Origin of the sequence: Candidatus Merdisoma sp. JLR.KK011 (genome assembly GCF_036941125.1) — a bacterium.
Classification (GTDB): domain Bacteria; phylum Bacillota; class Clostridia; order Lachnospirales; family Lachnospiraceae; genus Laedolimicola.
The window spans coordinates 735,040-756,388 of record NZ_JAYWSZ010000004.1; the positions used below are offsets into that span (position 1 = coordinate 735,040).

The window sequence follows — 21,349 nt, forward strand, 5'->3', positions numbered from 1 at the left end:
AAAATGCACTTTTAGTCCTGTCTTTTTATCCCATAGTTTTTACTTGTTTTGCAGTTCTATCCCTGTCTTTTTCCGCATAGGTTATAGCAATCGAATTGTATGGGAGGGGCTTCTCTTGAGCTCAAAAACTAAAATTGTGGTCCTCCGCATGAAGGAGTTGATTTACACCGGGATCTTTGTCGCCCTGGGTATTCTTCTGATCCTTCTTCTGGTGTTTATGTTTGCTCCTAAGGACGGCAAACCGGCTTCCACTGATACTTCTGATAAATATGTGCCAGGCGTGTATACTTCGTCGATTATGCTGAACGGCAATGCCGTGGATATTGCTGTAACGGTGGATAAGGATGCGATTGCTTCTATTCAGATGGTAAATGTCAGTGAGATGGTTTCTACAATGTATCCGCTTATGGAACCGGCTCTTGACAATCTGGCAGAGCAGATTATCGCTTCCCAGTCTCTTGATCATATTACATATCCGGAGGAAAATCAATATACTTCTCTGGTGATTTTGGATGCGGTGGAACGGGCGCTTGATAAGGCGGCGGCTTCGGAGGATGAGACAAAGAAGAATAAGGAACATTCTGATGAAGCGGCTGAATAGGTTTGGGAGATATACAGGAGAAACGTAAAATAAGCCGGAGGGCATTTCCATATCTGTGTTCGCACAGTTCTTGTACACTTCGTCCGCCCGGATCGAACATTACTTTTGAACCTTGTGTGTTGGTTTGTTTTTGAGTAATGTTCGTTCCGATCAGACGGAGCGTTTAGGGAAGATTTATCTGCACTACTCATGCACCGCCGATGAGCTTCTTTAGCGGCATATAAAAAGAAAGTGTATCGCAATACAGTTTTCACTTCACTACGGCACACCTTCCCACATATAAAAAACAATCGCTGTATTCTGCTATTTTTACCTTACTTGTGTCAGCACTCCCATATCCATCTCATACACCCTGTCACAGAGCAGGTTGATGTCCTCCCGGTTATGACTGATGATAAGGATTAGCTTTCCCTCCTCCTTCAATCCAAGCAGGAGCTTTCGTATCTCCTCCACGCCATGATTGTCCAGCCCATTCATGGGTTCGTCAAGGATAATCAGACTGGGATTCTCCATGATAGCCTGTGCGATCCCCAGCCGCTGGCGCATCCCCAATGAGTATTTCCCTACCCATTTCTTATCATCCGGATTAAGGCCAACCATGGTGATACACTCCCTGATACGCTCCTTTCCGACCACATTCCGGATAGAGGCAAGATATCTCAAATTGCGAAATCCGGATTCTCTTGGCAAAAAGCCCGGTGTCTCGATGATGAAGCCTGTATCCTCAATAAATTCCACATCACGCCCGACCTGTTTTTCTCCTACCCATATCTCGCCCTCCGTGACAGGCATAAACCCACACAGACACTTGATCAGCACCGTCTTTCCTGAACCGTTCCTGCCCACAATTCCATAAATCCCCTGCTTAGGTATCTCCAGATTGATATCCTTCAATATCGTCTGATCGTCTATTGTCTTAGAGACATTTTTAAAAAGAATCCTTCTATCATTCATTTTTCCGTCCCCATTTCTTTACTTTTTTTGTTCCCTGACCCAAGCATATTACAATAAAAACCGTGATTGTCACCGTAAAGAACACCACTGCATATTTCAAAGATACGCCATAGGATAAGCTGTTCCCTGACATCGCCTTCAATTGTGCCAACGTCACCGGTGAGAAAAGATATGCCTTGGGCGTCCACGAATTGTAGATCATCACATCCAAAAACACAAAGAACGATGCCGCCAATATCCCTGTCATCTTTTTTGTGATATAGTTGAACAAATAGACCACCAGCCCCATCCATGAGACACACGCCCACTCAAGCAGGAAGCTGATTGCAGTCGTCTCCACCGGCGAAAGCACACCGACAATATAAGCAAACACCGTAAACGGGACATCATACTGATTTCCTGCGTTTGTCCTTGCCAATGTCCCCCAGATGATTCCCCAATCGCCGCTAAACTTGGTTTGTGAAAGCAGGCTGATAACACTAAGTATCCATATAAACCCCACAAACAAAAACGAAGATGCTAGAATATACAGTACATTACCCAACTGCCAGGAAAGGCTCCCGGAACGCTGAATGATATAGTAATGAGCCTTCCCCTCAAAGGGTGCTGTGCTAAACAGGAAGACTGCACTCACCATAAAAACCATCTGACAGATGTAATCATTCATCAGATGCGGAAAAGCCCACGGACTCACTTTCTCACCAACCGCCTGTGCCAGATTAGCCACCGGCTCCAGATAGGAATAGATAAACACAGCAAGAATCATGAACAGGATCAGCACCCTGACTTGCACCAGTTCCTGCTTTAGCTGAAAACAAAAAACCCGAAGTCCCTTACTCATTCTCCACCCGCCTTTTCAGCTTCTGGTAAAACAGAATACCAAATCCCACAGTCAGTCCCAGCACAACCAACGCAGAACACAAAATGGTAAGCTGATCTGTACCGGCGGAGCTTCTGCCCTGCAGCCATAAATCCAGCCGAAGTCTGACGGGAATCTTCAAAATCAAATAAGCCCGGCCTGCCAAAAAGGACAGAATCAAAGGAGACGCCGCCGTCACATAGATATTAGGGAAGTATGACGATACCAGCAAAGCTGCCGTTGCCCATAGCCCTCCGGTCAAAAACAAAAGGAAGAGAACCGCTGCAAAATAGCAGACAGCATTACCTTGCAGTAAAAATTCATAATAAGGAAATGCTTCTGTCTCCGGCAATCTGGCCCGATTGAACAACTGAACAAAAAAATCTGCCAAGAAGATAAAAGCAATCCCGCCTGCCGATACCGAAAGAGCTCCCGATAGGAACGTCGTAAGCACCTTGGACATGCAGTATTTCCTCTTCCCTGCTTTCATAAGCAGCACTCTCAGCATATTCGTATTGTATTCTTCGCAAAAAGTTACTGCACAGGGAAGCGCCGCCAGCATCGGAACCACATAGATACCATAAAAGCCTCCAAATATAAAAGAATTGCACCAATAATAATATACATCCACAGTCTCAGGAGATGTCCACATAAATGGTATCTGGTTCCAGGTATCCAGACAGATGCACAACACCACACCGACCGGTACAAGGAGAAATCTCACCGTCAGACTCCTCTTAAATTCAGCACCAAACAGACGGGGCAATGCCCTTTTATTCTCCATAGGCTAGATTGCCTCCCGTTACCGCATTGATCCGCTCCGCACTGCTGTTTCCCGAAGGCGAATCTATCTGCACACACCAATAAGGCACCAGCTTATACTGTTCCTTCTCTTCCCAGTCCGGTACAACCACATATTCCAGCCATATCCGAGAGATTGTAACCTGCGAGTTCAATATGGTATTCACATAAATTTCCTTTACCGCTTCCAATGCTGCCTCCGCTGAGATAATCGTCTGCGCCTCTGCTTCCGGGCTGGCGTCAAAAATTCCACCCCTACTGACTATATAGCGAATCCCATCCTTATCAAGCAGCATAGTGATTCGGGTTTCAGCCGTCCAAAAGGTTTCCACTGCCATGGATATGCCCGGCTCATGGATGCCGCTGTAAATCGGCAGACCATCCTTCGTCAATTCAAACTCCATATAGTATATCTCATCTTCATCCGACCAGTCATCGACCGTAGTCTCTTTCCCTCTCTGTGCATCTTCCTGGTATTTCTGAGTCTGCCTATACTCCTCCTCCAGCTCTGTTAGTATTTCCCGGTTCAGAGCATAAGCAGCAAGAACCTCAGAATCCTGTCCGGTCAGTTCCTTAATCCTTTCCTTTCCCATCTGAATGGCATTCTCTGCGTTTAGGAAGGACAAATCCGGTATTTCTTCCTTCTGGAAAGAACAGCTGCCAGCATTATAATATGCGGATTCCACCAAATATACGATATAGTCGTCTCTTTCCTCATCCTTAGCATATGTAAAATTTCCATAGGGATCCGTACTAAAGTATCCGCCCTCTTCCGTTTTTGCAGAATATGCCCCCTCCCATTCCGGGTGAACCGTTACGACTGCTTCCGACGCTCCGAAAAAAACATCTAAATCCTCTCTCGGAAACGCTTGCTTTGTCAACGCATACACGCTATATACCTGCTCTTTCGGCAAAACTACATCCGCATCAATTACCAACATATCGGACAGCTTCTCGCTGATATGGTTTGTTCCAGCTTCTGTCCCACCTACACTCCCCTGCATCGCCTCTGTGCTGCTTCCCATCGGTGTGCTCTCCGAGGATTCTGCTTCCGTACCGGAACAGCCCGTCAACAGAATACCGGCAGACATAAGCACAGACAAGACAAATGTCTTTTTTGAAACGCTCTTTTTCATAATATCTCCTTTTTACATCAGATTGGCAGTGTCAAGATCAATACCCCAAATCACCTCATCCCCTGTAAAAATCAAGGATTCAGCTTCTCGGCGCCTTTCAATGACAATTTCCATTATCCCTATATTTTCCATAATTTCAACCCTTCTTGCATGAAACAACATTGTTTTCCCTTTTTTGGTCATTTCACAAATATTCGTCTCTTCTCAAAATCTATAAAAAAATGTCTTTTCATACAATTTCTATTCTATGCCGCTATATGGAGCAATGTATCAAAGGTCGCATAACCTTTCATGCCGACATACGAAGCAAGGTCATTGCCGACAATGACCTTGCTTCCCTGTTTTGCAATCTGATTGATAATGCCATTGAATCGGCAGGGATTGTTCCTGATTCTTTTATTGAAATCAATACAATCATATCATTAAAGCAATAGGAACTGTGAACTCGTACAACTCTTATTTATTCTTTGGGGCGGACTATGGCGCGGTCTTCCAGGGGCTCGGTGGTGCTTATGATTATTTCAGTTTCGCTGTCTATGATGCCTTCTTCGATGGCTGCGTAGCTGCTGTTTTGATCCAGGATGTTTACGTAGGTGAGCTCGGCGGCTAGTTCGGGGCCTAGGATTCCGGATTTTTCTTTTAGGGTGTAGATGTAGCTTCTGCCGTTTTGATCGGTGTAGAGGGCCTCTAGGGGGATGCAGCAGTTGAAGGTTTCGGTCTGGGTTTCGGTGGTGAATATTCCGCTTTGTCCTAAGGTTCCTACTCCCTGGGGAAGGAAAATGATTGCTTCAAAAAGTTCTGGGCTGGCTTCGCTTGGAGCCACATAGTCTACCGTTACGGATTCTTTGGATTTTCCCAGGGATAGGTCTGCTGTGTCGCCTTGGTTGACATATTTTTTTTGTTCTTTTGTCAGGGTGATGCGGAATTCCAGGGGGCTTTCCAGGTCTGCGTAGACGACGGCTGCGCCGTCGGGGATTCGTTCGCCGGGGCTTACCTGGATCCGGGTGACGATTCCGTCGGATTCTGGGTAAATACAGCCGCCGGTGCCCTGGATTTCCTTGTATTTTTCCAGCTTTTCCTGGAGGACGGACAGTTCCAGGCGGTTGATGGCCAGGCTGTTGTCGGCGGCGGCCGGGTTCCCCGAATCATCCAGGCGGCGTTTGGCATCCAGGAGGGTGTCGTCCCGGCTTTTCCTTGCGTCTGAAAGGCTTCGCTCGGCGGATCCTATGCTGCTTTCCAGGGAACTCTTTTTTTCTTCCCAGGCTGCTTTTGCTGTGTCTTCGCTGCTGTAGTCGGGCTTTGCAATCGGGGCGGATGTGTGGCTTTCATATTGGGATTTTGCTTCGGTATATGCTTTTTCTGCGTTCTCCAGGCTTGCTTTTGCTTCCTCTAAGCTTGGATCGCCTGGAGCTGCTCCCTGTTCTTCCAGCTTTTTTAAGGCAGCTTCTGCATTTTCTTTTTCGTTCTGGGCTTCTTTGAGATTTTTTTGGAGCTCTTGTTCTTTTAGAGACCATGCGTCATACTCTGCCTGGGCTTTTTGACGTTCTTCCTCTGACGTGACAGCGGCTGGGTTTTGCTTTAGCTGTTCCAGGGCGTCCTGGGCTCCTTTTAAATCTTCCTTGGCCCGATCTACGTTGTCCTGAGCGTTTTCTGCCGTGCGGTCGTAGTCTTCTTTGGCCCGATCCTGCTCGGTTTTTTTCTCGTTTGCTGCAAGGTTTTTATTCTGTTCCTGCTCCTGGATGGTCAGGGAGAGTTTTTTTATGATCATTTCCTGTTCCTTAATCTGTTCCTCTAAATCTTCCATATCTATTTCGAACAGGAGGGTTTCGGCTGTGACACGATCGCCTACGTGAGCGTGGACAGTCCGGCAGCGCAGACCGCTTAAGGTGTTGACTGCGTATTCCATGCCTTGACTGACGAGGCCTTCCGTTTCTACCTTGTGGATGAGGGCGGTGCGCTCCGGCTTCTTTGTGGTTATCTGGGGAAGCCGGGAAGCGTAGACTGCCCGGGACACCAGGGTACACAGGAACATCAGGCTTAGAAAGACGCAAAAGGCGATGGCTGTTTTTTTCTGCTTTTTCCACATTTCCATTTTGAACTCACTCCTTTAGGGCTGATGCCACAATTCCCCGTTCCAGGTATTCCTGGCCGATCAAAAATACGAATACCGGAGGGATTAGCGTGATGACGGATGCTACGAAGGAATAGCCTGCCTGGTCGAGACGGATTTCCGGCAGGTAGAGGGACAGGGGCCACAGGCTTTTGTCTTCCAAAAATGCCAGAGGCTGTTCCATAAGATTCCAGTATTCCAGGAAGCCCAGTACCATTGCTGACAGGATGCCGTTCGAGGCCAGAGGGAGGCCAATCTGCCGGAAGATCGTCCACTCTCCCGCGCCGTCTACACGGGCCGCATCGATGATGCTCTCCGGCAGGGCGCAAAATCCCCGGTAAATAAGAAATACCGGAAAGGTGGAAAATACCGCCGGAAGGATAACGGCTCCATGTGTGTTGATGAGGTGTAAGCCGTCCAGCACTAAGTAGCTGGAGAGCATGGTTACCTGAAAGGGCATCAGCATCAGGACTACATACAGCGTAAACAGTATCTTTCGAAAACGGAATCTGTATACTGCAAAAGCCCAGGCGGCCGGTACAGCCAGGAGGAGCTGGCCCAAGAGTACCAGAACTGCGATTTTCATGGAGTTCCAGAATACTACAAAAAATTGGGGCGTATAGAAGAGTACGCGTGCATAGTGCTCAAAGTCAGGGTATCTGGGAAGGAACTTCCAGGTGATATATTCTCCCGCTCCGCCGGTCAGGGAAGCCAGGCATTGTTCCAGCTCCCAGCGGCTTAAGATGGTGCCGGAAAGTACCAGGACAGCCGGCAGCAAAAAGAAAACCGCCAGAAAAAACAGGCTGAATTTTCTTATATTTCTCTGAGTATTTTTTACCAGGCTTCGTCTGCATACCCGGAAACGGAAGATTGTTTTTATCTGCATCTGCTTATGCCTCCTTTCCGTCTTTATCCCAGAATCTCTGTAATAATAGAATGAATATAAAGAGCACGGTTCCCACACAGACTGCGGCTGCAGCCATTTTGTCCAGCTCCAGGTTTACAAACCAGTTGTTGAAAAGGTGCTGCAGCAGGTACATGCTCTCGTGGGGATAGGAACCTGCTACCAGATATGCCTCCCGGAATACCTTGAAGGAATTCAGAAAGGAAAGTACGGTGATGGTGTAGAGGGTTCCCTTCAGATTCGGAAATATTACCTTCCAGAAGCACTGTCGCTCGTCTGCTCCGTCCACCCGGGCCGCATCCAGTATGTCCCCGGGGATGGAGAAGATTCCGGCCAGCCAGAGTACAATGGTATAGCCGAGATTTTTCCACACATAGCTGAATACCAGAACCCAGAAAGCCGCTTTTGTGCCCATGTAATCCACAGGGCCGCTCTCAGGTATCAAATGCAGGCTGTTTAACAAGAGGTTCAAAAAGCCTTGTTTGGAAAATACCATGCGCCACACCAGTACGATTGCGGCTGCCGGCATGGCCATGGGGAACAGAAAGCAGGACTTTAAAAACTGGATGTTTTGCAGCCTGCTCAGCTGTACGGCCAGGAACAGGCCCAGGCCTATGAGGATCGGGAGGCAGACAGCCGTGAAGCGCAGGGTGTTTTTTACTGCCAGAAGAAATGCCTGGTTTTTAAATATAAGCTCGTAATTATGAATGCCTACCCATTCCTGGGTCACGACGGTCAGAAATGACCGCCGGACCACGTCCAGAAATGGCAGGCATACAAAGAGCAGAACTCCGATTCCGCTTGGAAGCAGAAACCATATCCAGGCATTTCTGCTTCCGGAGAGTTTTTGTCTTTTTTTCGTTGCCCTCACCTCTTATTCCAGTTCCGTAATATCTCTCAAAGTACACCTTTATCTAAATCAATTTCCAGTCACAAAACCATGCGCCTGTAAATTGATTTGTGCACTTTGAAAGCTATTACTGTTTTCCAGTTCCGTAATATCATTCGGCCAGATAAATAGCCGCTTTTTTTACAATTTCTTTTACTGTGTCCTCCACGCTGAGGCTGCCGTTCAACGCTTTGGGGCCGATCTCGAGGACGGTCTGTTCTATGACGGAGTCGCTGCGGCTGGCTGTCTTTGCGGCGTCTACGATGTCATGGATGCGCTGAAAATGTTCCTCTGTCACCCACAGAATCTCCAGATGGAAGGATTCTCCCCCTTCGCCTCCTATGGAAATGCTGCTGTTATCTTTTCCCTCATTGGGATCTATTTTCTGTTTTTCAAAGGATGCCATGTTCATCGGCAGTCCTCCCGGCAAATCCAAATCCTGAAGCTCTGTGCCAAACAGGAAACGGAAGAAATCCAGAGCCAGCTCATTTTCTATGGAATTGGCATAGATTCCAATGCAGGTATCGGGTACAAAGCTGTCCTGTACCTGCCCCGGGTAGGATGCGTAGTCGATGTCATCCTCCTGGCCTGCCAGTGTGGATACCATGTTAAAGTCTCCATTCATGCCCCTGGTTGTGCCGATTCCCAGATAGCTATCCTCCATGGCGATATCCACGGATATGCCGGAGGCGCTTGCGCTGTAATCCTCCCACAAAAGGCCGTCTGCTTCCGTCCACAGGTTCATCATCCGCTGCTGCATTTCCTTCAGTTCTGCGGAATCCCAGCCTGCGATCTCTGCATCGTAAACACGTTTTGCCTGTGTAAGAAATTCTGTCAGCTTTCCCTCGTCAAGCTTCCCGTCCTCCCCAAGCCACGCGCCGGAGCAGGACAGACCGAGGGTATATAAGATCTGTTCTTCCGTAATCTGCCGTAAGATGGACCCTTGGGGATGTTCTTGTCTCAGCCGCTCCACGGCATCTGCAAATGAAACGAGGCTGGTGATTCCCTTCAGGGTGTCCGGATCTCCTACCATCAAGGGTATCCGGAAGCGCACAGGCAGGGAGTAGAGCTTCCCTTCCTGGCGGAATGCGTCTACCAGATTGGGGAACAAGGCATTTTCTCCGGTCAGACCCTTTTCCAGCTCTGTCAGATCTGCAAGGATGCCTTTTTCCTTGTAGGACTGCTCCGGAAGTCCGTCCAGAACAATGAGATCCGGAGCGCTTCCCGACATAATTTTGGTATTCAGATTTTTGACAGCATCCTCACGAACCACACCGTCGCCGCCGGACATCCCCACCTCATAGCGGATATAAATACCGGGGTTCTTTTTCTGATACAGGCTTACGGCCTGCCGGATCGTGTAATCATCTTCCAGACTGTAGATAGTAAGCTGTTCCTCCGGTACTGCCGGCACGGAAGGATCATAGATGTAATGGCAGAGCGGCCCATTGTATAGGATCATAAACTCATCCCCGGGCAGGGTAAGCATTCCCCTAAGGTACATTTGGGGATCTCCCAGGGAATTGAGACTGCCATCTGCAATCTGCTCCACAACAGCGCCTCCCACTATGTGCCGGTAAAGCCCTTTATCCATAGCCAGGTAAATGACATCTCCTTCTCCGGAAGACATTACAACCAAGTGACTGTCTGAATTGGTTCCTATTTCTCCATCTGTCTCTTCGGAGATAAAGCTTTGAAGCACTTCGTCACTGGGGGCCAGGGTTTTTGCCTCAAGATCATAGAGTTCCACGGTTCTGCTTGTGAGGATTACCATATAGCTTTCCGTGAAGCACACATAGTCCGTGAGACCGTCTACCTTGAACAGCTCCTGGACGGAGCCGTCTTCACGGTTAATCTCGTATACGCTTCCCTGCATGCTGAAGCCGTAAAGGCTGCTGTCTTTTCCGAACCACAGACCATACAGAGTATCCTTATCATCTGTATACTGGATTGGGAGGGGGGTTCCCTCTGGATCTGCATAGATATATTGGGGGTGATAGCCTTCCTCTTCTCCTTCTGCTTTCTCTTCCCCTCCAGAGTAAATGGCGGCCGCCGAGCCGTCCGGAGCCAGCGCAAGATGGGCAATATATGCTTCCTTTGCAGACAGATCCGTCAGCCAGGAAGCGGCGCGCTGCTCCCAGGTCTTGCCTTTGTCTGCAGATACATACAGTCCCAGGCTTTCCTCAAGGAGGGCAATTTCTCCGCCCCCCAGGGTCTGTACAGCCCTTGTATTCCAGGCATCGGCGTACTCGAATTCCTCCGGGAGCTCGATCTGGTATTCCAGATAGCGTCCCATGCTCTGCTCTTTTTCTCCTTCGGCCTGCGATTCTCCCGGTTCTCCCGGATCTCCCGACGGGGCTGTACCCTGAGGAACCGTATCCTTTCCTTTGCCGCATCCGCTGGCAAGCAGCAGAAACGCAAGCATGAGCCATGCTGTTATTTGTTGAAATCTTGATCTTTTCATAACTTTTTCTGTTTCTCCTTACTTTCCTTAATTCGCACATGCTTTTGTGCATTCAGGTATACCCGTAGGGTGTTTCCTTAATCTGCACATGCTTTTTGTGCATATAGGTTTACAGAATCACATCTACAATCTGAACCTCGGATGCCCGGTACGTATCTCCTTCGCAGCTTCCCTTGAACCTTACCTCCATGCCCTTTTCCAGCTTATCAAAGGAACTCTCTGAATCCTCATAGCTGGCTCCTCCGTCCCGGATGGTCCGCTTATAGATACGGGTATTTTCATTGCAGAGCACGGTCAGGCTTTCAAACTCCATCCCTCCGTCATCTTCGACTCCCTCTGCAGGAGAAACCAATATCTCGCTTCCATCCTCCGCTGTCTCCTCATGAAACTTTTTAATGGTGAACTGCCCGTCTCCAAGCTCTGTGATTTCTCCGGTTACCTCTTCCTCATTCTGCGTGCCGGAGCTGTCTGCCTGTTTGTCAGGGTCTGTGCTTTCTCCTTGACCTTCGGGTTTTTCCTCTTCCCCCTGGGGAGCTTCCTGGTCTTCGGTGTTCAAGTCCTCCTGCTGTCCTTCCTGTACAGGCGGCTCTTCTTTTGCGTCACCTTTGCCGCCGCAGCCCAAAAGGGTCAGGCTCATAACCCCTGCCAAAGCAAACAGCTTTATCTCGTTCCATACGTTCCTTTTCATAGTTTTTCTCCTCATCTTTCTTTTGTATTGTAACTGTATGGTAGCAAAGGTGTCTCTAAGTTTTCTCTAAAACTTTTTGATTTTTACCTGAAGTTATAAAATTATCACTCGCAGTATTTCAGATTATGGCTGATATCGTATTTCATTTTAAAATACCTCTCAGCCGCATTATTCCTATACCTATTAAAATCTTCTGCTTTTATCCGTTTCATAAAAAGGCAGTCTGACTATTAAGTCTTCGACTGCCCATAACACATTTCTATTTACTTTAGACAGCTGCCGCTGCGCCGGCAGCCTTTCCACGAGATTCCCCCAGGTTGAGATGCAGAAATGCTTTCCAAGTATAAATCCCGCCATAACTACTGCTCTTGTTCTTTCCAGTTTTCTTCTATCGTTGTCTTAAGCGCAGCAAACATAGGGTAATAGCGTTTCTTTGTCTGACTTACAATATCCAGCGCAACCGCCTGATTATAGGCATGTGCCACATTGTTTCTGGCTGCAAGCGCATCCATCCACAAAGTTTCCTCTCTCACCATTCCTGCCTGATAGGCGGATTTTAAAATCTGACGGGGAGAGCCTGTTCTGGCCTCTGTCACGCCCTCCTTTTCCAAAAGCTCCTTCATCAGCTTCCAGGACTGTTCAAAGCATATCTCATATAAAGCCACCAGTCCTGTGAGGATCACATTATTATAAGGCTCTTCATATTCATAAATATCCTTTAGATTTTCAAGTGCCCGGCAAAAATTTTCATACTTCTTCATAAAGGATCTTCCCCTCTCTTTGAATTGATTCCAAAAGCTCCTTTTGTACAGGTCCGTCCAGATTCACTACATCAAAAAAGAGCAGCGTAGAAATCACTTCTTCTGCTTCCAGGGAGAACCTTACCGCATCCCCCCCGCTAACTGCCAGATCAATGTCACTGGTTTTTCTGTAATCGCCTCTGGCCCTTGAGCCAAAAAGCAACACCCGCTTCAGCCCACAGTCTTTTGCCAGCTTTTGAATTTCCCAAAGGATTTCTTCCCGGATTCCTGTATTTTCTATCATACACAGACCTCTTTCCCTGTTGTTCCCATGTATCTGCAAAAAGCTATCTATTATCATAGCTGAGTTTTTTCCATTCGTCAAACACCTTTGCATACATGACCTTGTAATTGTTTCCCAATATTATAACCAGATCCAAAATCCGCCGATCCCTATGCTGGTAATCCGGTTTTAAATTTAGAGAAATCTTAAAGATTTATATGCTAAATTTAGTTATAATATGGATATATCATATAGTAAACCTTATTTGGGAGTCCTTATGCGAATTTTATTAGTAGAAGATGATGAAAAACTGAATGAATCCCTGGCCTTTCAGCTAAAGAAGGAAGGCTTTCTGGTGGATGCCTGCCGGGACGGGGAGGAGGCCCTCTATTATATAGAAGAAAATATCCACGATCTGATTCTTTTAGATCGGATGCTCCCCCTGCTCAGCGGCACGGAGGTACTGGCCAGGATGCGCCAGGCACGCAACGAGACGCCGGTGATTCTGATTACAGCCCTTGGAACCCTGGACGACAAAGTAACCGGACTGGATTCCGGTGCGGATGACTACCTGGTGAAGCCCTTTGCTTTTGAGGAGCTGATGGCCCGGATTCGCTGTATCGCCCGCAGGCCCCGGCGTATGACGCAGGACGATCAGCTGGCTCTGGGAGATCTGACTTATTATCTGGGAGAAAATACACTTACCGGCCCCAAGGGCTCCTGCAGCCTGTCCAGGCGGGAAGGGACGCTTCTGGAGTCCTTCCTGCGAAATCCCGGGCAGACCCTCTCACGCCCGCTCCTGCTCACACGGGTCTGGGGGATGGACAGCGATGTGGAAGAGGGAAATCTGGACAATTACGTTCATTTTCTCCGGCGGCGGTTAAAATCCGTGGGAAGCGCCGTCAGCATTAAGACTGCCCGGGGAATCGGCTACCGTCTGGAAGCCGGGTAACCGCTCATGCACGTTTCCTGCTGCTCACAGAGCGGCCGGTAACCATTTCCTTTTGTGTGCCGGAACAAACCGGCAGTAATATAGGAAGGAGCCTTTATGTTTCGCAAGGTACATTTTCGTCTGGCTCTCCTTTGCGCCAGTATTACATGCTTCATATTAGCTGTGATGTCCTGCGGTTATCTCTATATTTCCGAAAAAAGCTTGAAGGACAGCAGCTTTGCCGCCTTTCAGGATGAGATGAAGGACATTTCCGGCAGCTTTGCTGAAAGCAGTGTTCTTACCTGGGAGCAGCTTGCCCGGATTGAGGATCAGGGAACTTACTCCATTCAGATTCTGGATAATGAGGTTCCTCTGCTCTTTCACCGCCAGTCTTCTTCACAGGAGGAGCTTTTTGCTGCCGCATGGCGCTATTTTGAAGAACACTTTGCATTTTCCTCCTTTGAGGAATCCCCTGTCTATTGCGCGGAATTTGACTTTCCCTCAAAATCTTCCGGCTCCTCGGATTACTATGGCTGCGCCATTGTCCTTGAGCGGAACGGGGGCATGCTCAAAATTATGATTTTAATGCCTCTCACTGCACTGGAACAGCAGATACGTTCCCAGCGGATTCTCTTTTCGCTTCTCACCGCACTGGCTGCCGCTGCTTTGTTTTTGTTCGCATGGTATTTCACCTGGAAGCTTCTTCGGCCTCTGGAGGAAAGCCAGCGGCGCCAGACCCAGTTTGTTGCCGCAGCCTCCCATGAGCTCCGCACGCCTCTGGCTGTGATTCTTTCCTGCGCCTCTGCTTCCCGGTGTGGGAACGAGGAGGAACGGGCTCATTTTCTGGATTCCATTCAGTCGGAAGGGATGCGTATGTCGGGGCTGATTGACGATATGCTCCTGCTCTCCGGCATGGAGGCTCATACCTGGTCTGTGGAAATGCGCCCCACAGAGCTGGATACGCTTTTGCTGGAAACCTTTGAAGCCTTTGAACCAGTAGCCGCCGAGAAGCCTGTCCGGCTTGCCATTGAGCTTCCGCAGGAAGCGCTTCCTCCCTGCAGCTGTGATCCCGGACGCATCCGGCAGGTGCTTTCTATCCTGCTGCACAACGCCGTCAGCTATACACCGGCCCAGGGACTCATCCGGCTTTCCCTTGCTTATGACAGAAAAACCTTTCGTATTCAAGTGGCGGATAACGGCATTGGTATCCCGGAAGAGGAAAAGAGCCGCATTTTTGAACGATTTTACCGGGCGGATCCCTCGCGCAGCAGGAAAGGCCACTTCGGGCTTGGCCTGGCTATTGCTTCGGAAATTATAAAAGCCCACCAGGGACAGATCCTGGTGGGCGATACGCCGGGAGGAGGGAGTACCTTTACGCTCCTGCTGCCGCTTCTCTAAAAATACTGTTTTTATGCCGTACCCATGCTTTCTTTATTTAAACTGCTGCAAAGCATCCGCATAGCGCTGCGTTATAATCTCCGGCCTTGTAATGGAGGTTCCGACTACGACCGCATGAGCTCCGGCCTCCAGCGCTTCTGCTGCCTCGTCTGGGGAGGAAATCTTTCCTTCTGCAATAATCGGAATGTCTGTAATGAAGTGAATTCCACGGATAAGATCCAGATTCACCGTCTGCACTTCCTGGCTTTCTCTCGTATAACCGGACAGTGTAGTCGAAACCAAATCCACTCCCATAGGAAGAACTTCCTCTGCCTCCTTAAGTGTCGAGATTTCTCCCATGATAAGGACTTCTGGGTAATTTTTCCGTATCCGGCCTATGATTTCCTCTACGCATTCACCCTCCGGCCGTCTCCTTGGCGTAGCGTCAAGTGCAATGATTTCGATTCCAACCTCCAATATCTCTCTGGCGCTTTCATATGTAGGAGTGATATATACCTCACAGTCATCCCGGAACTGCTTGTTTATCCCGATGATTGGGAGGTCTGTCCGTTCCTTGATTTTTCTGATATTGTCTGCTCCTGTGGCACGGATTCCGGCTGCGCCGCCCTGTTGTGCGGCAGCTGCAAAGGCCGCCATGATGTCTGCTCCGTACATGGGCCATCCGACTCTTGCCTGGCAGGATACGATCAATTTATTTTTTATCTGTTCCAATACGCTGCTCCACTGTTTCATCAGAAGATTCCGACCGCCTTTCCTACAATTCCTAATGCAAAGCTTGCAATAATACAAACATACATCCCTTTTTTGTTCCTAACCAGAATCCAATAATAGGACAGCACCAGCAAAAGGGGAAGCAGGCTTGGCATTAAGGAATTGATAATATCCTGAAGAATAATTTCCTTTTCTCCAATCATCCACACACAGCCCACATTCAGATTCACAAAGCCCACAATCATGGCTCCTACCACCATCATGCCGACAATGGTTGCTCCCTCTACAAACTTATCAATGATACTGCTGCCCTTCATTTTAACCACAAGATTCGTTCCAAGCTCATAACCATATCGGATAAACAGCCATCTGGAGCATACATTCAGCAGCACATTCGGAATCAGAAACACAAAAGGTCCCGCCGGATTGCCGTCCAGCGCAAGGGCTGCCCCGATTGCCGCAAAGATCGTCATAAAGGTTGCCTTAAATACAGAATCGCCAATGCTGGACAGCGGTCCCATTAAAGCTGCTTTTGTAGAAGATATCGCTTCTGCAGAAATTGGTTTTCCAACGGCGCGCTGTTCCTCCAGTGCCAGCGATACGCCGATAACCGCATTTCCGGTATAGGGATGGCAGTTGAAAAACTCATTATGCCGCATCATAGCTTCCCTGAACTCCTGCTGATCCGGATACAGAGTCCGCAGTGCAGGTATCATGGAATAGCAGAATCCCAGCGAACAGTACCGCTCATAATTGATGGTTGTCATGGTAAAAAACGAACGCCAGAAAACCTTCTTCAATATCTTCTGGCTGAGACGCCTTTCTCCGGAAGCCGTTTCCTCTTCCCCTGTCTCAAAGTCATCGTCAAATCCGTCGCCGGCGTTTTCTTTCCTCATGGTATACATAGCGAATACCAGCGACATGGCAATGATAGAAGCTGCCAGAACATTCAGCCCCAGATAGACGGAGCACACAAAGCCCAGGGCAAAAAAAGCCCAATATTTTTTAAAATTCATCATCTTCAGCAGCATCGCCATTCCCACTGCCGGAAGAATACCGGAAGCAATCTTAAGACCATCTGTCAATACCTGGGGCATAGAAGCCACAACGGAATTCACGAATTCACTGCCGAACTGTATGGCCAAAAAGGTGGGAATAAAAAATACCAGAAAGAATACAATCAGTCCGCAGAGCTGCATCCTCTCCACTTTCTTATCATCACCTGACTGCACATACTTGTCCGCGCTGTGGATCAGAATGATATTCAGGTTCCAGGCGAACATAATCAGAAGCTGTGCCAGAAGACCAATGGGAAGGGCCAGCGCAATGCCCACCTCTGCATTTCCACCATTTAAAATTGCAAACACCGTGGAAAGAATACCGGCAATCTGTGCATTAGGCGGAACGCTTCCGCCAACCGGAATCACGCCCATATACATCAGTTCCACGCTTCCTCCTACCAGAAGACCGGTAGGCAGATCTCCCATCAGCAGCCCGATTAAGGGGCCTGCAAAAATGGGCCGTGAAATCATCCAGTAGCCATACCCATAGTTCTCTAAAATCAAGAACGCAATAAAAACACTTAATATCAACACTTGAATCGTACTCATAAAATACCCTCCTATTCCAGTTCCGTAATATCCCTCCCAGTACACTTGTATGAAATCAATTTCCAGCCGCAGAAAGCATGCGTCTGGAAATTGATTTGTGCACTGTGAGGGATATTACTGATTCAAAGTCGCTGCGCGACGGCGCTTGACATTTCTTAGCTGGACTTTGCGAACCCCGGATTCCTACAGCAGTCCCATCAAATCCTCTCTGGTATCTGTGGGATGAGTCCGGTTTTCCAGCCTTATCCCCATACCGCTCAATTTTCTGAAAGCCTCTTCCATCTGTGCGTCTACATAAACGGTTTTGGAAAGCTGTCTCCTTCCCTCTTTGTAATACAGTCCGCCTACGTTTATTTCCTTTAGCTCAACCCCTTTTTCACAAATGGAAAGCAGCGCGCAGGGATGCTTAACGACGATAAAAATCTTCCTTTTCTCGTACTTTTTCAGAAGCTCTACTGCTTTTTCCTCATCGCACACGATGCATTTCACACCCTTGGGACAGGCCATCTGAAGCAGAGAAATCTGAAATTTGTCTTTTGCCGCTTCATTGTCAATTACCATGATGCCCTCGCTTTTGTATGCTACACTCCAAGCGTGAGCTACTTGCCCATGTATAAGGCGTTCGTCAATTCGTGCTATGGTAACCATAATTGTATTTCCCCCTTTCCTACTTCAAAACTACCAGATGTGAAAGTTAGTGTCAATAAAGTTTGATAATTGCGAAATTTTATTTCATATTATGAAACATCAGCGGAGTCAATACGGGTCTGCTGAATTTTTTGGATGGTGTCGTCGTAATGCAGAGAACAATAAAGGGCATATAGAATGTCAATAATATAGAGCTGCGCTGTTCTGGATGCCATGGCGCCGCTGCGAAACACAGTTTCTTTTGCCGTAACAAACAGATTATAATCCGCCACGCGGTTCAGGGAGTTTTCTCCGCAGGACGTAACTGCCACTACAGGAGTTCCGTTTTTTTGAAGGATCCCGGCAATCTGAAGCATTTCTTTTGTTTCCCCCGAATAAGAAATAATAATGCCTACATGACTTGCATCAGAATTAACTGCCTGTACATACTGCCTGTCATAAAACTGATAAGTAATCACATTTTTCCCAATCCGCATAAATTTAAACAAACCGTCCATTGCTACAATATGGGATGCGCCTACCCCGTAAAAATCAATAATAACCGCTTTTTCCAGCAAATGCGCTACCTTCATAAACTCCTTCTCATTTACCAGAACCCTTGTTTCTTCAATCGTCTTGACCGCAATATTGGTGATTTTCTCAATGACGGCATGGGGCGTATCGTCCTTTTCAATCGTTGTGCTGTCCAGCAGATTAAGTTTCATATCTTGAAAATACTTGATCTCCTCCGCCAGTAAAACCTTCAGATGTGTAAATCCCTTAACATCAATTTTTTTGCACAGTCTTACTACGGTAGCCGGAGAGGTAAAAGATTCTCTGGCCAGATCATACACCGTATATTCCAAAACCTTTTTTGGATATTTTAAGATATATTCTCTTACCTGGTTTTCCGCTGCGGAAAGATTCCGATAATCCCTTAATTTAATCAATACACTCATAGCAGCCTCCTTATTTGTTTTTCTATAGTATGACATGTTTCTTTCAGAATTCAAAATAAAATTTCATTCTTTTAGAAAAGCTATGATTTTTCATTTCAGAATGGTACAATAGCCAACAACAGCTGTAAAACAAACGAAAGGACTATTCTATGAATACAAGCAACATAAAAAATCTGGAGACAGAATTAAGAAATCCGCACACGCAGACAATTGACTCTATGAATACGCTTGACATTCTCACTGCCATTAACAAGGAAGACATGACTGTTCCTGCAGCCATCCAAAAATGTCTGCCGCTTCTGGCTGAAATGGTAAATGAAATCTGTTCCCGGCTGGAAGACGGCGGCCGTCTATATTATGTGGGAGCCGGAACCTCTGGACGCCTGGGTGTTCTGGATGCGTCCGAATGTCCTCCCACTTACGGAGTTTCTCCTCTGCTGGTTCAAGGAATTATTGCCGGAGGCGATTCTGCTCTTAGAGTATCCAGCGAAGGAACGGAAGATAATCCCCAGCAGGGACGCAGCGATTTGATCAAGGCCGGAATCACAAAAAAAGATGCCGTAATCGGGCTGGCAGCCAGCGGACGGACTCCTTACGTCATCGGAGCGCTGGATTATGCCAATTCCATAGGCGCTTACACCGGAGCTGTTTCCTGTGTTTCCGGCGCTCAGATATCCGGACACGCCCGGATTGCCGCAGAAGCCGTAACCGGCCCCGAGGTGATAACCGGTTCCACCCGGATGAAAGCGGGAACGGCTCAAAAAATGATTTTAAATATGATTTCAACCTCTGTTATGATTAAGCTTGGGAAGGTTTACGAAAATCTAATGGTAGATGTTCAGCCCTCCAACAAAAAACTCCTATTGCGTGCCGCCAGTATTGTAAGGGAATGCGCAGGGTGCGGCGAAGAAGAGGCCCTAGAGCTTTTAGCTGCTTCCGGAAACCATGTAAAATATGCTGTTTTTATGGGCATCACCGGCTGCAAAGCAGAGGAGGCAGAAACATATCTGAAGCAGGCAAAAGGCCATCTTCGTCTGGCGCTTGATATTTACAAAGAACATTTCTAATGTTTGATAATTTGTTTTCGTTTGAAATTAAAAATCTTTCTTTTCATTTACAAACAGCGTATTTCATGGTAAACTAGAAACAGTAATATTCCTTTCAAGGCACAAATCAATTTACAGACGCATGGGTTTGCGGTTGGAAATTGATTTCATACGGGGTGTCTTGAAAGGAATATTACGGAACTTTAAATAGGAGATTTTTATGCACACAACGGAAAATGTTCAAACAGGTCTTATTTTTAATATACAGAAATTCAGCATCAACGACGGCCCCGGCATCCGCTCCACGATTTTTTTCGCCGGATGCCCTTTAAGCTGCCGCTGGTGCTCCAATCCCGAATCCCAGAACCGCAACCGAAAGGCGGCTCTCGCCTGCGGCGATCCCAAGCTTACCGGCCGGGCCTGGACCATCGAAGAGGTGCTTGCAGAGGTAGAAAAGGATCGCTGCTTCTACGAGGAATCCGGCGGCGGCATCACGCTTTCCGGCGGAGAAGTCCTGCAGCAGCACGCCTTTGCCACGGCCCTTTTAAAGGAGGCCCATAAGCGCAGCCTCCACTGTGCGGCGGAGACAACCGGCTTTGCTTCTCATGAGATATTTTCGGAATTCATCGAGGACATTGATCTGCTGCTTTTCGACCTGAAACACTGTGACCGGGAAATCCATCAAAAGAAAACCGGCGTCTATAACGACATTATTTTGGAAAATATGCGTTACGCCCTTGCCCGGAAGGTTCCGGTTACCGCCCGGATTCCCGTTATTCCCGGCTTTAACGCCAACAAAAAAGCGGCTGCGGGAATGGCTGCGCTTCTAAAGGAGATGGGAATTACGGAGGTTCATCTCCTTCCTTTTCATCAGTTTGGCGAAAAAAAGTACGAGCAGCTTGGCATCCCCTATGAAATGGCAGATGTAAAGCAGCTCCATCCCGAAAATCTGCAGACCTATCTGGATATCTTTTTAAAGGAAGGGCTTGAAGCTTCCTTCCGATAAATTCTTTCACACCAAAAGACGGCTGGGCCGTCTTTTTTATTGTGGACATGTTCCATTTGATTGACAAATCCCAGCTCAAAGTATATTATATGCAGGACAATGTTGTACGAAGTATATTCGGAATGAAACATTTATCAAGAATCCAAAAAACAGCTTTCGAAAACACGGAAGGAGAGCATCATTATGAGCAGACGATATGCAGATATGGCTTTGGTCTACGCCGTTATCGCTATGATTTTTGGAGTATTTTATAGAGAATTTACAAAGTTCAGCTCTTTTGAGGGACAGACAAACCTGTCCTTTCTGCACACACATTACTTTGTACTGGGAATGTTCTTTTTTCTGATCCTAATGCTGGCCGAAAAAGCATTTCACTTTTTCGGCCAGCGTATGGGCAGAATCTTATTTACTTATCAGCTCGGTCTGAACATCACCGGTCTTGGCTTCCTTATGAGGGGCTTGACACAAGTGTGGGGCACCGAGCTGAGCAAGGGACTTGACGCCTCTATTTCCGGCATTGCCGGGATCGGCCACATCTTAATGGGCGTCTCGATGGTTCTTATCCTGCTGAAAATCAGGAAGTGTGCTGCTTAGACATCGGATATACGGGGCTGATGGCTTATTTTGCAACA

At 47.6% G+C, this 21,349-nt stretch carries 22 protein-coding genes; 7 read left to right on the forward strand and 15 right to left on the reverse strand.

Annotated features, from left to right (window positions below; translation table 11 throughout):
- Window positions 1–115 precede the first annotated feature (115 nt).
- A complete protein-coding gene (locus tag VV089_RS17405; RefSeq protein WP_172541806.1) occupies window positions 116–601 on the forward strand; it encodes an FMN-binding protein in 486 nt (161 codons plus the stop codon).
- Window positions 602–910: 309 nt separating this feature from the next.
- On the opposite strand, the gene VV089_RS17410 is transcribed toward VV089_RS17405, so the two are convergent.
- From VV089_RS17410 to VV089_RS17425, 4 genes are read right to left on the reverse strand one after another with little or no spacing between them, the layout of a single operon-like run.
- Window positions 911–1,555, reverse strand: coding sequence for an ABC transporter ATP-binding protein (locus VV089_RS17410; protein ID WP_172541805.1), 645 nt, complete (start codon window positions 1,553–1,555; stop codon window positions 911–913).
- Window positions 1,548–2,396 (reverse strand): hypothetical protein, encoded by an 849-nt coding sequence (locus tag VV089_RS17415; protein WP_172541804.1) that lies wholly within the window; start codon window positions 2,394–2,396, stop codon window positions 1,548–1,550. The genes VV089_RS17410 and VV089_RS17415 overlap by 8 nt, the downstream gene beginning before the upstream one ends.
- A complete protein-coding gene (locus VV089_RS17420; protein ID WP_172541803.1) occupies window positions 2,389–3,198 on the reverse strand; it encodes a hypothetical protein in 810 nt (269 codons plus the stop codon). Before VV089_RS17420 ends, VV089_RS17415 begins: the two co-directional genes overlap by 8 nt.
- A complete protein-coding gene (locus VV089_RS17425) occupies window positions 3,188–4,351 on the reverse strand; it encodes a hypothetical protein (protein ID WP_334336783.1) in 1,164 nt (387 codons plus the stop codon). The genes VV089_RS17420 and VV089_RS17425 overlap by 11 nt, the downstream gene beginning before the upstream one ends.
- A 257-nt stretch (window positions 4,352–4,608) precedes the next feature.
- Here VV089_RS17425 and VV089_RS17430 point away from each other — a divergent pair, with 257 nt between their 5' ends.
- Window positions 4,609–4,785 carry a GHKL domain-containing protein gene (locus VV089_RS17430; protein ID WP_334336784.1) on the forward strand — a complete coding sequence of 59 codons (177 nt, stop codon included), beginning with the start codon at window positions 4,609–4,611 and terminating at the stop codon, window positions 4,783–4,785.
- Window positions 4,786–4,811: 26 nt separating this feature from the next.
- Here VV089_RS17430 and VV089_RS17435 read toward each other — a convergent pair whose 3' ends face one another.
- From VV089_RS17435 to VV089_RS17465, 7 genes are all read right to left on the reverse strand, one after another.
- Window positions 4,812–6,443, reverse strand: a complete 1,632-nt coding sequence (locus tag VV089_RS17435) for a hypothetical protein (RefSeq protein ID WP_334336785.1) — start codon at window positions 6,441–6,443, stop codon at window positions 4,812–4,814.
- Between the two features lie 7 nt (window positions 6,444–6,450).
- Window positions 6,451–7,347, reverse strand: a complete 897-nt coding sequence (locus tag VV089_RS17440; protein ID WP_334336786.1) for a carbohydrate ABC transporter permease — start codon at window positions 7,345–7,347, stop codon at window positions 6,451–6,453.
- Between the two features lie 4 nt (window positions 7,348–7,351).
- Window positions 7,352–8,236 carry a carbohydrate ABC transporter permease gene (locus tag VV089_RS17445; RefSeq protein ID WP_334336787.1) on the reverse strand — a complete coding sequence of 295 codons (885 nt, stop codon included), beginning with the start codon at window positions 8,234–8,236 and terminating at the stop codon, window positions 7,352–7,354.
- A gap of 130 nt (window positions 8,237–8,366) precedes the next feature.
- Complete coding sequence (locus tag VV089_RS17450) at window positions 8,367–10,718, reverse strand: ABC transporter substrate-binding protein (protein WP_172541796.1); 2,352 nt, start codon at window positions 10,716–10,718, stop codon at window positions 8,367–8,369.
- Between the two features lie 109 nt (window positions 10,719–10,827).
- Window positions 10,828–11,406, reverse strand: a complete 579-nt coding sequence (locus VV089_RS17455) for a hypothetical protein (protein ID WP_334336788.1) — start codon at window positions 11,404–11,406, stop codon at window positions 10,828–10,830.
- Between the two features lie 359 nt (window positions 11,407–11,765).
- The gene (locus VV089_RS17460; RefSeq protein ID WP_172541794.1) at window positions 11,766–12,167 is read right to left on the reverse strand and encodes an HI0074 family nucleotidyltransferase substrate-binding subunit; all 402 of its coding nucleotides are present in this window, start codon (window positions 12,165–12,167) and stop codon (window positions 11,766–11,768) included.
- Entirely contained in the window at window positions 12,154–12,450 is a 297-nt protein-coding gene (locus VV089_RS17465) for a nucleotidyltransferase family protein (RefSeq protein ID WP_172541793.1), read from the reverse strand. The genes VV089_RS17460 and VV089_RS17465 overlap by 14 nt, the downstream gene beginning before the upstream one ends.
- Before the next feature lie 256 nt (window positions 12,451–12,706).
- Between VV089_RS17465 and VV089_RS17470 the strand changes: the two genes are divergently transcribed.
- Window positions 12,707–13,381: a response regulator transcription factor gene (locus VV089_RS17470; protein ID WP_172541792.1), complete on the forward strand. Its 675-nt coding sequence runs from the start codon at window positions 12,707–12,709 to the stop codon at window positions 13,379–13,381.
- A gap of 96 nt (window positions 13,382–13,477) precedes the next feature.
- The gene (locus VV089_RS17475; protein WP_334336789.1) at window positions 13,478–14,758 is read left to right on the forward strand and encodes a sensor histidine kinase; all 1,281 of its coding nucleotides are present in this window, start codon (window positions 13,478–13,480) and stop codon (window positions 14,756–14,758) included.
- A gap of 33 nt (window positions 14,759–14,791) precedes the next feature.
- On the opposite strand, the gene VV089_RS17480 is transcribed toward VV089_RS17475, so the two are convergent.
- The 4 genes from VV089_RS17480 to VV089_RS17495 all read right to left on the reverse strand — a co-directional run bounded on the left by VV089_RS17480 (window position 14,792) and on the right by VV089_RS17495 (window position 18,665).
- The gene (locus VV089_RS17480) at window positions 14,792–15,490 is read right to left on the reverse strand and encodes an N-acetylmannosamine-6-phosphate 2-epimerase (RefSeq protein WP_334336790.1); all 699 of its coding nucleotides are present in this window, start codon (window positions 15,488–15,490) and stop codon (window positions 14,792–14,794) included.
- Window positions 15,490–17,079, reverse strand: a complete 1,590-nt coding sequence (locus VV089_RS17485) for a PTS system mannose/fructose/sorbose family transporter subunit IID (RefSeq protein ID WP_334336792.1) — start codon at window positions 17,077–17,079, stop codon at window positions 15,490–15,492. Before VV089_RS17485 ends, VV089_RS17480 begins: the two co-directional genes overlap by 1 nt.
- A gap of 183 nt (window positions 17,080–17,262) precedes the next feature.
- Window positions 17,263–17,727, reverse strand: coding sequence for a PTS system mannose/fructose/N-acetylgalactosamine-transporter subunit IIB (locus tag VV089_RS17490; protein ID WP_334336793.1), 465 nt, complete (start codon window positions 17,725–17,727; stop codon window positions 17,263–17,265).
- An 89-nt stretch (window positions 17,728–17,816) separates the two neighbouring features.
- Window positions 17,817–18,665 carry a MurR/RpiR family transcriptional regulator gene (locus tag VV089_RS17495; RefSeq protein ID WP_334336794.1) on the reverse strand — a complete coding sequence of 283 codons (849 nt, stop codon included), beginning with the start codon at window positions 18,663–18,665 and terminating at the stop codon, window positions 17,817–17,819.
- A 149-nt stretch (window positions 18,666–18,814) separates the two neighbouring features.
- Between VV089_RS17495 and murQ the strand changes: the two genes are divergently transcribed.
- The 3 genes from murQ to VV089_RS17510 all read left to right on the forward strand — a co-directional run bounded on the left by murQ (window position 18,815) and on the right by VV089_RS17510 (window position 21,311).
- Window positions 18,815–19,732 (forward strand): N-acetylmuramic acid 6-phosphate etherase, encoded by a 918-nt coding sequence (murQ, locus tag VV089_RS17500; protein ID WP_334336795.1) that lies wholly within the window; start codon window positions 18,815–18,817, stop codon window positions 19,730–19,732.
- Between the two features lie 199 nt (window positions 19,733–19,931).
- The gene (locus tag VV089_RS17505; protein ID WP_172541979.1) at window positions 19,932–20,717 is read left to right on the forward strand and encodes a glycyl-radical enzyme activating protein; all 786 of its coding nucleotides are present in this window, start codon (window positions 19,932–19,934) and stop codon (window positions 20,715–20,717) included.
- Window positions 20,718–20,900: 183 nt separating this feature from the next.
- Window positions 20,901–21,311: a DUF2871 domain-containing protein gene (locus tag VV089_RS17510; RefSeq protein ID WP_172541982.1), complete on the forward strand. Its 411-nt coding sequence runs from the start codon at window positions 20,901–20,903 to the stop codon at window positions 21,309–21,311.
- Window positions 21,312–21,349: the final 38 nt, after the last annotated feature.